This window comes from Streptomyces sp. NBC_00354, from assembly GCF_036106915.1.
Taxonomy (GTDB): Bacteria; Actinomycetota; Actinomycetes; order Streptomycetales; family Streptomycetaceae; genus Streptomyces.
The window spans coordinates 2,791,042-2,803,413 of record NZ_CP107983.1 but is presented as its reverse complement, the minus strand read 5'-3'; the positions used below and the strand labels follow the sequence as shown (position 1 = coordinate 2,803,413).

General features: G+C 71.2%; 11 protein-coding genes. 8 read left to right on the top strand and 3 right to left on the bottom strand.

Features of this window, described 5'->3' with window-relative positions; all coding sequences use genetic code 11:
- The first annotated feature begins 28 nt into the window (after window positions 1–28).
- Complete coding sequence (locus tag OHT74_RS12235; RefSeq protein WP_266672680.1) at window positions 29–499, top strand: adenylyltransferase/cytidyltransferase family protein; 471 nt, start codon at window positions 29–31, stop codon at window positions 497–499.
- 16 nt (window positions 500–515) lie between these two features.
- Here OHT74_RS12235 and OHT74_RS12230 read toward each other — a convergent pair whose 3' ends face one another.
- Together OHT74_RS12230 and OHT74_RS12225 are read right to left on the bottom strand one after the other, a co-directional pair.
- Window positions 516–1,238, bottom strand: coding sequence for a CDP-alcohol phosphatidyltransferase family protein (locus OHT74_RS12230; RefSeq protein WP_266663549.1), 723 nt, complete (start codon window positions 1,236–1,238; stop codon window positions 516–518).
- A 61-nt stretch (window positions 1,239–1,299) separates the two neighbouring features.
- On the bottom strand, window positions 1,300–2,499 hold the full coding sequence (locus tag OHT74_RS12225) for an MFS transporter (RefSeq protein ID WP_266663547.1): 1,200 nt from the start codon (window positions 2,497–2,499) through the stop codon (window positions 1,300–1,302).
- Between the two features lie 73 nt (window positions 2,500–2,572).
- On the opposite strand from OHT74_RS12225, the gene OHT74_RS12220 reads away from it, so the two are divergent.
- Entirely contained in the window at window positions 2,573–3,085 is a 513-nt protein-coding gene (locus OHT74_RS12220; protein ID WP_266625274.1) for a MarR family winged helix-turn-helix transcriptional regulator, read from the top strand.
- Between the two features lie 48 nt (window positions 3,086–3,133).
- Here the strand turns inward: OHT74_RS12220 and glgX are convergent, their stop codons facing one another.
- Window positions 3,134–5,509: a glycogen debranching protein GlgX gene (glgX, locus tag OHT74_RS12215; protein WP_443047363.1), complete on the bottom strand. Its 2,376-nt coding sequence runs from the start codon at window positions 5,507–5,509 to the stop codon at window positions 3,134–3,136.
- Between the two features lie 183 nt (window positions 5,510–5,692).
- Between glgX and OHT74_RS12210 the strand changes: the two genes are divergently transcribed.
- The 6 genes from OHT74_RS12210 to OHT74_RS12185 all read left to right on the top strand — a co-directional run bounded on the left by OHT74_RS12210 (window position 5,693) and on the right by OHT74_RS12185 (window position 12,297).
- Window positions 5,693–6,913, top strand: coding sequence for a L,D-transpeptidase (locus OHT74_RS12210; RefSeq protein ID WP_266672676.1), 1,221 nt, complete (start codon window positions 5,693–5,695; stop codon window positions 6,911–6,913).
- Between the two features lie 141 nt (window positions 6,914–7,054).
- Complete coding sequence (locus OHT74_RS12205) at window positions 7,055–8,299, top strand: L,D-transpeptidase (RefSeq protein WP_443047362.1); 1,245 nt, start codon at window positions 7,055–7,057, stop codon at window positions 8,297–8,299.
- 86 nt (window positions 8,300–8,385) lie between these two features.
- Entirely contained in the window at window positions 8,386–9,153 is a 768-nt protein-coding gene (locus OHT74_RS12200) for an enoyl-CoA hydratase/isomerase family protein (RefSeq protein ID WP_266663542.1), read from the top strand.
- 228 nt (window positions 9,154–9,381) lie between these two features.
- Window positions 9,382–9,885, top strand: a complete 504-nt coding sequence (locus OHT74_RS12195; protein ID WP_266663540.1) for an ATP-binding protein — start codon at window positions 9,382–9,384, stop codon at window positions 9,883–9,885.
- Between the two features lie 433 nt (window positions 9,886–10,318).
- Entirely contained in the window at window positions 10,319–11,110 is a 792-nt protein-coding gene (locus OHT74_RS12190) for a polysaccharide deacetylase family protein (protein ID WP_266663538.1), read from the top strand.
- Window positions 11,107–12,297, top strand: coding sequence for a YncE family protein (locus OHT74_RS12185; protein ID WP_328620248.1), 1,191 nt, complete (start codon window positions 11,107–11,109; stop codon window positions 12,295–12,297). The genes OHT74_RS12190 and OHT74_RS12185 overlap by 4 nt, the downstream gene beginning before the upstream one ends.
- The last annotated feature ends 75 nt before the right edge of the window (window positions 12,298–12,372 follow it).

The following is a 12,372-nucleotide window of genomic DNA, read 5'->3' as shown; positions in this document are numbered from 1 at the left end:
TGGGGGGTAACTCATGACGGAGCACGACATGTCCGAACTTGGCGCACCTGCGCGCAGACCGTACCGAGTCGGGTATGCCCCGGGTGCTTACGATCTGTTCCATATCGGACATCTCAATATCCTTCGGCACGCCCGGAGTCAGTGCGACTACCTGGTGGCCGGGGTGGTCTCCGACGAGATGGCGGAACTGGCCAAGGGCCGGCGCCCGATGATCCCGCTCGTGGAGCGCCTCGAAATCGTCCGCAGCGTGAAATATGTGGACGCCGCGTTCGTCGAAACGGTCCCGGACAAGGTGGAGACCTGGAAGCAGGTCCGCTTCGACGTGATCTTCAAGGGCGACGACTGGCGGGGCACGCCCAAGGGCGGCAAGCTGGAGAAGGACTTCGCCGCCGTCGGCGTCGACGTCGTCTACTTCCCCTACACGGTGCACACCTCCAGCACCCAGCTGCGCCGGGCGCTGGACGCGCTGTCCGAACCGCTCAGCGCCGAGCGCCGCTGAGCGGGTACGGAAACGCTCAGCGCGGTACGGCGCTGAGCTCCCGGAACCACTTCGCGAGGAACGCCAGCAGGAACAGCGCGGCGACGGCGCCGAGCCCCGCGTACGCCCAGCGGAACAGCCCCCCGCCCCCGAGCGCCAGGAACACCAGGCAGAACACCCCGTAGTCCACGGGCAGCAGCGCCACCGCACGCACGGTCGACGGTGCGGCGGCGGGGCTCCCCGGCGCCGGCTTGGGCTTGAGCTTCTCGGTCAGCAGCCCGCCGAAGAAGGTGACGACCGAGGCGAACTGGAAGCCCAGCGGCACCAGCAGCCAGCCGTCCCCGCCCGTCCCGTACGCCTCCGGGAAGCGGTAGAACGCGATCAGCACGCAGGTGTGCAGGGCGGTCAGCTTGGCGCAGTCCACGACGTGGTCGAGCCATTCGCCCGCCGCGCTGCCGCCCCCGCGCAGCCGGGCCAGCTGTCCGTCGGCGGAGTCGAACGCGAAGCCGACGGCGAGCGCGGCCCATACGGCGATGCCCAGCCCCCACGAGGGCGCGGCGAGCGCGACGGCGGCCACGGCGGCGAAGCTGAAGGCGGCGCTGACCAGCGTCACCTGGTTCGGGGTCAGCCCGAGCGCGTACGACACGGCGGCCAGATACCGCCCCGCGGGCCGGTTGACGAACCGCGAATAGAGCGACACCCCCTTCGCGGACTTCTGCGCCCCGCGCAACTCCCGCAGCGCGGTCCCGACTTTCGCCATGCGTACCCCTGATTTCCTGCGGCGGCACACGTGTACGGGTGCACGTGTGTACGAGAGCACATCATCGCAGGGCGAGTGAGGGTTCCCGCTCCGGTTCCCTGCGGACGTCCGGGAGCAGCAGTACGGACAGGTTCGCGGCGGCGCTCAGGGCGGCCGCCACCAGCAGCGGCGCCGCGGTCCCGGTGACCCCCGCCAGCGGCGCCGCCACCGCCAGCCCCAGCGGCCGGGCGGCGAAGGAGATCAGGGTGTCGAAGGAGCCGACCCGGCCCAGTGTCTCCAGCGGGATCCGGCGCTGCATCTCCGTCTCCCACAGGGGACTCAGCACGCCCAGGCCGAACATCGCCACGAAGAAGGCCGTCGCCGTCACCGCCACGGGCAGCCGCAGCGCGAGGGCCGTGAGCGGCAGGGCCTGCGCCGAGGCCCCGACGGCCACCCCGTACAGCGGCCGCCGCACGGGCAGCCGGCCGGCGGCCCAGACCCCGACGAGCATGCCGGCGGTGCCGACCTGGGCGATGACCACCCAGGTCGCCGCACCGCCCAGGCTCTGTACGGCGATCAGCGGTCCCAGGGTGAGCAGCAGGCCGGCCGCGAGATGCCAGACGCCGTGGGCGAGCACATTGGCCAGGAACCAGGGGTGGCGCCGGGTCTCGGACCAGCCGGCCCGCAGCTCGGCGGTGAACCCGGCACGGGTGCGCACGAGCGGCGCCGGGGCGGTCCGCAGCCCGCCGAGGGTGAGCGCGGAGGCGGCGAACAGCGCGCCGGTCAGCAGGGAGGACCAGCCGGCCCCGAGGGCCAGCATCATCGTGCCCGCGGCGGCGGGCCCCGCCATCTGTGCGAGCCCGGTCGCCACCCCGAGCCGGGAGTTGACCCGCAGCCGGGCCTCGGCGGGGACGACCGCGGCGACGAGCGTGCGGGCCGAGGGGTTGCCGAAGGCGACGCCGGCGCCGGTGACCGCCGCCAGGGCCGCGAGCTCGGGGATCCGCACCGGACCGGCCAGCAGCAGCACCCCCGTTGCGCCCTGCGCGGCGGCGCGCACCAGATCGGCGGCCAGGACGACCCGCCGGGCGGGGAAGCGGTCGGCGGCCACGCCCGCGACGGGCAGCAGGAGCAGCATCGGGAGCAGTTCGCTCGCGAGCACGATGCCGAGGTCTCCGGCCGAACCGGTGCGCACGACGGCCAGGGTGAGGGTGGTGGGGATCAGGGCGCTGGCGAAGGCCGCGAAGGTGCGCCCGGCGAGAAGCCGCCAGATCGACGAGGTCATGACAGCAGACAATATTTCGCCAGCGAATGATTCGTCAACGAACTATTGAGCCCGGGGTGAGATACTTCCGACCATGGACACGGAGTACGCCGAGGATTCGGTCGACCGGCACATCGCCCGCTGGAGCGGCAAGGTCCCCTTCGACGTGCCCACCGAGGCGGTCATCACGCGGATCCAGCTCCTGGCCAAGCACGTGAAGTACGGCAAGGAACGGGCCCTGGCCGAGACCGGACTGCAGGAGTTCGAGTTCGAGACCATGCACCGGCTCGCCTCCCGCGGCACGCCCTGGCGGGCCCCCTCCGCCGAACTCGCCGCCGAACTGCTGCTCTCCCCGGCCGGGATGACCGGCCGCCTCGACACCCTGGAGAAGTCCGGGCTGGTCCGCCGGGTGCGCGCCTCCGGGGACCGGCGCCGGGTCGACGTGGAGCTGACCGACGACGGCCACCGGCGCTGGACCGAGGCCATGCGCTGGCGCGGGATCGCCGAAGCCGAGATGGTCGACCCCCTCGACGACGGGGAGCGGGCCGCGCTCTCCGCCCTCCTCAAGCGGATGCTGCGGCACGTCGAGGAGAAGCAGGAGAAGTAGCGGCCGCCACCTCCGCCCCCTCGGCCCGCGCCCCTCGGCCCGCACCCCTCAGCCCGCCACTCGCAGCAGCAGTACCGACCGGGCCGGCACCGTCAGCGTCTCACCGCCCCGGAACCGGGTGCCGGGAGGCGCCGCCTGGTCCTCCCGCGCGGTGTCCAGCACCAGTTCGTACCCCGCCGCCCACGGCGCGCCCGGCAGCACCCACGCCACCGGCCGGTCCCCGGCGTGCAGCAGCGCCAGGAAGCTGTCGTCGCTCACCTGGCGCCCCCGCTCGTCGCGCCCCGGGATGTCCCGCCCCGACAGGTACATCCCGAGCGCGGCTGCCGGCGCGTACCAGTCCCGCTCGGTCATCTCCACGCCCGCCGGGGTGAACCAGGCCAGGTCCCGCAGCCCGTCCGCGCCCTGCGGCCGTCCCGAGAAGAACGCCCGCCGGCGCAGGACCGGATGCTCCTGGCGCAGCGCCACCAGCCGCGCGGCCAGCGCGCACAGGTCCCGCCAGGCCGGGTCCTCCAGCAGCGACCAGTCCACCCATCCCGTCTCGTTGTCCTGGCAGTACGCGTTGTTGTTGCCGCCCTGCGTCCGGCCGAACTCGTCCCCGGCGACCAGCATCGGCACCCCGGTGGACAGCAGCAGCGTGGTCAGCAGGTTGCGCAGCTGCCGCCGCCGCAGCACCCCGATGCGGGCGTCGTCCGTCTCTCCCTCCACCCCGCAGTTCCACGAGCGGTTGTCGTTGGTCCCGTCGCGGCCCGCCTCCCCGTTGGCCTCGTTGTGCTTGCGCTCGTACGACACCAGGTCGCGCAGGGTGAAACCGTCGTGCGCCGTCACGAAGTTCACCGAGGCGTACGGCCGCCGCCCGCCCCACGCGTACAGGTCGCTCGAGCCCGACAGCCGGTACCCGAGATCCCGTACGTCGGGCAGCGCGCCCCGCCAGAAGTCCCGTACGGCATCCCGGTACCGGTCGTTCCACTCCGTCCACAGCGGCGGGAACGCCCCCACCTGGTAGCCGCCCGAGCCCACGTCCCACGGCTCGGCGATCAGCTTGACCCGGCGCAGCACCGGGTCCTGGGCGATGACCGCGAGGAACGGCGAGAGCATGTCCACGTCGTGCATCGAGCGGGCCAGCGCCGCCGCCAGGTCGAAGCGGAAGCCGTCCACCCCCATCTCCGTCACCCAGTACCGCAGGGAGTCCGTGATGAGGCGCAGCACGTGCGGCCGCCCGGCGTGCAGGGTGTTCCCGCAGCCCGTGTAGTCGGCATACCGGCGCTGGTCGGACTGGAGCCGGTAGTAGCCCCGGTTGTCGATGCCGCGCAGCGAGAGCGTCGGGCCGAGCTCGCCCGCCTCCGCCGTGTGGTTGTAGACCACGTCGAGGATGACCTCGATCCCGGCCGCGTGCAGGGCCTTCACCATCCGCTTGAACTCGCCGACCTGCTGCCCTGCCGTACCGGACGAGGAGTAGCCGGCGTGCGGGGCGAAGTAGCCGATCGAGTTGTAGCCCCAGTGGTTGCGCAAGCCCCGGCGCAGCAGGTGGTCCTCGTGCGCGAACTGGTGCACCGGCAGCAATTCGACCGCCGTCACCCCGAGCCGGGTCAGGTGCTCGACCGCAGCCGGATGGGCGAGGCCCGCGTACGTGCCGCGCAGCTCCTCGGGAACACCCGGATGGCGCATCGTGAACCCGCGCACGTGCAGCTCGTAGATCACCGAATCGGCCCACGGGGTCTTCGGCCGGACGTCGTCCGCCCAGTCGTCGTCATCGTGGACCACGACCCCCTTGGGGACGAACGGCGCCGAGTCGCGGTCGTCGCGCACGGTGTCCGCGATGTACTGCTGCGGCCAGTCGCGGACGTGCCCGTACACCTCCGGCGGCAGCGTGAAGTCCCCGTCGACGGCCCGCGCGTACGGGTCCAGCAGCAGCTTCGCCGGATTGAACCGGGCCCCCGTCCACGGGTCCCAGCGGCCGTGCACCCGGAACCCGTACCGCTGCCCGGGGCGCACGCCGGGCAGGAAGCCGTGCCAGATCTCGTGCGTCAGCTCGGTCAGCGCGCACCGGGTCTCGGCGCCCTCCGCGTCGAAGAGGCACAGCTCCACCGCCTCCGCGCCCTGGGCCCACAGCGCGAAGTTCGTGCCCGCCGTCCCGTCCGGGCCGGTGCGATAACGCGCCCCGAGCGGGTGCGAGGACCCCGGCCACACCGGTGGCCCCGGGCGCGTGACGGCCCGTAAGGCCGGCTCGAGGTCCCGTGCCACCTTGCCGTTCACCCGGCCGTTGACGTGCGGGACGGGCGGCGCGGCCCCGCCGCTGCGGACCGCGTCCACGGCCTCCACCGAATCCAGGGCCTCCACGGCCTCCACGACCTCCACCGAATCCAACGACTCCACTGACTCCATGGCGGCGGCATCCACCGCCTCGTACTCGGCTGCGCTCGACACTGCCCGCCTCCACGGCTCCTGGGTACCGGCGGGGGGAGGGGAGAGTGCGGCCCCGGCGTCCCGGCCTGGGCCCGCCCCCGTCTGGTCCTTCCCACTGTTCTGCCCGGAGAGATCTGCCCGGAACGTGGCCCGCGCTCACGTTTCCCCCGGAGGGGGCCGGTCGTTGGAGGGACCGTGACACTTCTGACGAGGCGGGCAGGGGCGGGCTTGGCCGCCGTGGCGGCATGGGCGGCCCTGCTGGGCGGCCTGGCCGGATGCACCGAGAGCGGCGGTTCCCCGGTCGAGATCCAGCTCCCCGGCAAACCCCGGTCGCCCGACGAGGCCATCCGGATCACCCCCGAGGACAACGCCAAGGGGGTCCCGGCCGAAGGCCCGCTGACGGTCAGAGTGCCCGAGGGCCGCCTCGAGCGGGTCGTGGTCACCAAGGTCGAGGACGCCCAGGAGGAGCGCGTACCCGGCTCCATCGCCCCCGACGGCCTCAGCTGGAGCCCCGACCCCGCGGGCGGCAAGCTCGCGCTCGCCGCCAAGTACACCGTGGACGCGGTCGCCCTCGACGGGCACGAGCGCCGCCAGGCCCGGCACACCACCTTCACCACCTACGTCCCCGAGGAGCGGTTCATCGGCTACTTCAAGCCCGAGAACCGCTCCACCGTCGGCACCGGCATGATCGTCTCCTTCAACTTCAACCGGTCGATCGAGAACCGCGCCGACGTCGAGCGGGCCATCACCGTCACCTCCAAGCCGCCGGTGGAGGTCGCGGGCCACTGGTTCGGCAACGAGCGCCTCGACTTCCGGCCCAAGCAGTACTGGAAGCCCGGCACCGAGGTCACCGTCACGATGAACCTGCGGGACGTGCAGGGCGCGCCCGGCTCGTACGGCATCCAGGACAAGGCCGTCACCTTCACCGTCGGCCGCTCCCAGGTCTCCACCGTGGACGCGGAGGCGCACACGATGGAGGTCCGCCGCGACGGGAAGCTGGTCTCCACCCTCCCGATCAGCGCCGGAGCGCCCAAGAACACCACCTACAACGGGAAGATGGTGGTGCTGGAGATGTTCGACGTGACCCGGATGAACGGCCAGACCGTCGGCTTCGGCGGCGAGTACGACATCCCCGACGTCCCGCACGCCCTGCGGCTCACCACCTCCGGGACCTTCCTGCACGGGAACTACTGGGCCAGCCCCGACACCTTCGGCTCCACCAACACCAGCCACGGCTGCGTGGGGCTGCGCGACGACAAGGGCGGCGGTTCGGACACCCCGGCCGGCTGGTTCTTCGACCGGACCCTGGTCGGGGACGTGGTGGAGGTCGTCAACTCGCAGGACAAGACGGTGGCCCCGAACAACGGGCTGGGCGGCTGGAACATGGACTGGACGCACTGGGTCGCGGGCTCCGCCCTCGGCTGACGCACCGGGGACCGGCGGCTCCGCGCGACGCGCCGGTCCTTCCCCGTTCTTGGGACGGAACGGTGACAAGACCGTTTCTCTTCGTGATCCCCCCATGTGATTTCCTGTCGACAAGCGCGCGACTGTCCGCGCGCGGGGGACATGGGGAGAAGAAGAGTGAACGTGCAGCCGATACGCGGCCGCGCCCGCCGCACCGGCCTGCCGGCCCTCCTGCTCGGAGCGGCACTGCTGCTCACGAGCGCGTGCAGCGGAGGCGGCAACACCGGCGGCGGAGGCGGCGACAACGCTGGGGGCGGCGGGGGCGGCAAGACCGGTACCGAGGCATCCAAGGCCGTTGTCAGCGTCAAGCCGGACGACGGCGCCAAGGAGGTCGCCACCAGCGGCATCCTGAAGATAACCAGCACCGGCGGCAAGCTGACCACTGTGACCGTCGCCGACACCAAGGGCAACGCCGTCGACGGCAAGCTCGCCCAGGACGGCGCGAGCTGGGAGCCCGCCCGCAACCTGGCCGCCGCCACCGAGTACAAGGTGCACGCCGTCGCCAAGGACGAGGCCGGCCGGGAGTCCGCCAAGGACACCACGTTCACCACTCTGACCCCGACCAACACGTTCGTCGGCCACTACACGCCCGAGGACGGCGAGACCGTCGGCGTGGGCATGCCGGTGTCGTTCAACTTCACCCGCGGCATCACCAACACCGAGGCCGTCGAGAAGGCCATCACGGTGACGGCCGAGCCGTCCGTGCCGGTCGAGGGCCACTGGTTCGGCAACGACCGCCTCGACTTCCGCCCCGAGAAGTACTGGGCCGCGGGCACCAAGGTCACCGTGAAGATCGCCCTGGACGGGGTCGAGGGCCGTCCCGGCGTCTACGGCAAGCAGACCCGTACGGTCACGTTCACCATCGGCCGCTCGCAGGTCTCCACGGTCGACGCGAGCGAGCACACGATGCAGGTCGTCCGCGACGGCCAGGTGTTCAAGAACATCCCGATCACCGCGGGCGCCCCGTCGACGACCACGTACAACGGGCAGATGGTCATCAGCGAGAAGTACAAGGTGACCCGGATGAACGGCGCGACCGTCGGCTTCGGCGGCGAGTACGACATCTCGGACGTCCCGCACGCGATGCGCCTGTCGAACTCGGGCACCTTCGTCCACGGCAACTACTGGGCCTCCTCCGGCACGTTCGGCTCCGAGAACGTCAGCCACGGCTGCGTGGGCCTCAAGGACGTCCGCGGTGCGGGCGACGGCAACCAGCCCGCGGCGTGGTTCTTCAACGAGTCGCTGATCGGTGACGTCGTCGTCGTGAAGAACTCCAAGGACAAGCAGATCGCCCCGGACAACGGCCTCAACGGCTGGAACATGGACTGGGCGGAGTGGATCAAGTAGTCCTCCCCCGTACGTAGTCGAGTGGCCCGGTGCTGTGACCCACAGCACCGGGCCATTCCCTGTTAACCGCGGCTAACCTTCCGCCTATGACCCTCTCTCTCGAAGTCTCCGAAGGCGTCGGCACCCTCCGCCTGGACCGGCCGCCCATGAACGCCCTGGACATCGCCACCCAGGACCGGCTGCGCGAGCTCGCGGTGGAGGCCACCGACCGGGCCGACGTCCGCGCGGTGATCATCTACGGCGGCGAGAAGGTGTTCGCGGCAGGCGCGGACATCAAGGAGATGCAGACGATGGACCACGCGGCGATGGTCGCCCGGTCCCGCGCGCTCCAGGACGCCTTCACGGCCGTGGCGCGGATCCCCAAGCCCGTCGTCGCCGCCGTCACCGGCTACGCCCTGGGCGGTGGCTGCGAGCTCGCCCTGTGCGCCGACTACCGGATCGCCGCCGACAACGCGAAGCTCGGCCAGCCCGAGATCCTGCTCGGCCTGATCCCCGGGGCCGGCGGCACCCAGCGGCTGTCCCGGCTGATCGGGCCGTCCAAGGCCAAGGACCTGATCTTCACCGGCCGCATGGTCAAGGCCGACGAGGCGCTCACGCTCGGGCTCGTGGACCGGGTCGTGCCCGCCGCCGAGGTGTACGAGCAGGCGCACGCCTGGGCCGCCAAGCTCGCCCAGGGCCCGGCGATCGCGCTGCGCGCCGCCAAGGAGTGCGTGGACGCGGGCCTCGAGGCGGACATCGACACCGGCCTGACCATCGAACGCAACTGGTTCGCGGGCCTGTTCGCCACCGAGGACCGCGAGCGCGGCATGCGCAGCTTCGTCGAGGAGGGCCCCGGCAAGGCGAAGTTCCTCTAGTCCTCCCTGGGGGTGGATTAGCCAGGCCTTAAAGAAACCTTAAGGAGCTGTGGAGATCCACTCGGGGTGATCGTCCGGGGGCGGTGTGTCACCGCAGATCAGGATGGTTTCGCAGGCTTCCGGTTGCCCAACGCATATGACGGGACGCCCCCTTGGAGTCGACCATTCCGGGGGGTGTTTTCCTGCGGAACGGCCCGGACGGGCGTATCGGCCGTCCATGATGGGTTCATGGCGGGCCTGGAGGGTGTGGAACAGCCGCGGCAGCGCAGCAGCGCTTCCGCCGTACGGCTGACGGCGGCTCTTGAGGACGAACAGGGTCTCAAGGCGCTGGAGTTGTACGGGAACCCGGCCGAGGCGGAAGTGACGCTCCCGTCCATGCCCGAGTCGGCGAGCACGGCCCGCCGGCTCACCCAGTACGTGGTGATCCGCTTCTGGGGCTTCTCCCCGCAGGTGTCCGAGCACACCGTCCTGCTGGTCTCGGAACTCGTCGGCAACGCGGTGCGCCACACCGGCGCCCGCTCCTTCGGCTTACGGATGCTGCGGCGGCGCGGCTGGATCCGGGTCGAGGTGCGCGACCCCTCGCGCGGACTGCCCTGCCTGATGCCGGTCCACGAGCTGGACATCACCGGCCGGGGGCTCTTCCTCGTCGACAAGCTCTCCGACCGCTGGGGCGCCGACCTGCTGCCGCGCGGCAAGTTCACCTGGTTCGAGATGCGGGTGGCCGACCGCTGACTCCGGCGCCCCCGTGCCCCTTGGTCGCCAACGGCCCCTCGACCGGCATCGGCCCCTGAAATACCTGAAGCCCCCGGTCGCCGTAGTGGGGCGTCGTGGGGGCTTCATGGATCCGCCGAGGATCGAAGGGGGTGTGATCCTCGGCGTGGCGACTTCGCTCGGGTCAATGGGGAAGCCGTGATTCCGACTATGGCAGACGGGCGACCAAACGCCAAAAGTCCCAACTTGGACATAAGTGTGCAAATACTAAGAGTTTCCATCTAAATCCTAGGTGAGGTCGGCCACTCACCTCGCAATCAATGAATAACTATCCACCGTTGTGTGTGATTCGTTGATCGCATACCGGACACTCCCTCGTGTGGGTGCACTCCGGTGAAGGTCCCGAAATGGGTCAATCGTTACCTTCGGGGTCATCCACCACTTAAATGGGCGGGTGCTCTGCTACCCGGACCGCCGATCCGCCCTCCGCGCCGGCGCGGCGGCCGCCGCCGGCGCCCTCACCGCCGCCTGCGGCGCCGGAGGCCCGGCCCCCTCCGCGCCCCCGGCCGAGGCGGCCCCGGCCACCGGGCCGGCCGCACGGGTCGGCCGGGCGGCCGCGCCCGCCCCGCGCCGGATCCCCGGACAGCCCGACGAGATCGGGCACGGTCCGCGCGACCGCCCCCGGGTCGCCCTCACCTTCCACGGCAACGGGGACCCCGCCATCGCCCGGGCCGTACTGGCCGAGGCCGAAAGAGCGGGCGCGCGGGTCACCGTACTGGCGATCGGCAGCTGGCTCGACGCCCACCCGGACATGGCCCGCCGGGTCCTGGACGGCGGCCACGAGCTCGGCAACCACACCCAGCGCCACCTCGCGATCAACGAGATGCCCGAGGCGGAGGCCTACGCCGAGATCACCGGCTGCGCCCAGCGGCTCAAGCGGCTCACCGGCTCGATCGGCACCTGGTTCCGGCCCTCCCAGACCCAGTACGCCACCCCCCTCGTCACGAAGCTGGCCCGGCGGGCCGGCTACCCGCACGTCCTCTCGTACGACGTGGACTCCCTCGACTTCACCTCGCCCGGCGCCGCGGCCGTCATCCGCACCGTCACCGGGACGATCCGCAGCGGATCGGTGGTGAGCCTGCACTTCGGCTACGCGGACACGGTCGACGCGATGCCACCCCTCCTCGAAGAACTCGCGCGCCGCAATCTGCGCGCGGTGACCACCACGGAGCTGCTGACCTCATGACGACCACCCGCCTTCCCCGGAGGGCCACCGTGCTGCTGGCCGGTCTGGTCCTCGCCGCCCTGGCCGGCTGCGGATCGGCCGACAAGGAGCCCGCCGAGGCGCTCGGCTCCGCGGCCCCGGCCCGGCAGCCCGTCAAGGCCGTCCCGGCCGCGCCGCAGGGCCTGGCCGGGATGCCGCCGCTCCTCGACCCGAACGACGTGTACGCGGCCGACCGGCCGAACAACCTCGCCCCGGTGGTCAAGGACTTCCCGTCCCGCGTCTACGTACCGAACACCACCTCCAACACGGTGTCCGTCATCGACCCGAAGACGTACAAGGTCATCGCCACCATCCCGGTCGGCGTCCAGCCCCAGCACGTGGTCCCGTCCTGGGACATGAAGACCCTGTGGGTCAACAACAACCGCGGCCACACGCTCACGCCGATCAACCCGGCCACGGGCGAGGCCGGCGAGCCCGTCGAGGTGCACGACCCGTACAACCTGTACTTCACGCCGAACGGCAAGTACGCGGTCGTGATGGCCTCCATGGACCGCGAGCTGGTCTTCCGTGATCCGCACACGATGAACCGCGTGAAGACCGTCCCGGTGAGCTGTTTCGGCGTCAATCACGCGGACTTCTCCGCCGACGGCCGCTACTTCATCGTGAGCTGCGAGTTCTCCGGCGAGCTCCTCAAGGTCGACACCGAGAAGATGGAGGTCGTCGCCCAGCAGAAGCTGCCCTTCGAGGGCGCGATGCCGCAGGACGTGAAGGTCTCACCGGACGGAAAGACCTTCTACGTCGCGGACATGATGGCGCACGGCATGTGGGTGTTCAGCGGCGACAAGTTCGACATCCCCAAACTGCTGCCCACCGGCAAGGGCACCCACGGCCTGTACGTCAGCCGCGACTCCAAGGAGATGTACATCTCCAACCGCGGCGAGGGCAGCATCTCCGTCTTCGACTTCAAGCAGAACAAGCTCACCAAGAAGTGGGAGCTGCCCGACGGGGGCAGCCCCGACATGGGCGGCGTCTCCGCCGACGGCAAGGTGCTGTGGCTGTCGGGCCGCTACAACTCCGAGGTCTACGCGATCGACACGGCGACCGGTGAGCAGCTCGCCAAGATCCCGGTGGGCGGCGGCCCGCACGGCCTGGCCGTCTACCCGCAGCCGGGGCGCTACTCGCTCGGCCACACCGGCATCTTCCGCTAGGCGGCGGGGAGTACGGGGAGTACGGGACACGGCGACACGGCGGCGCCCCGGGAGCTCGCACAGCTCCCGGGACAC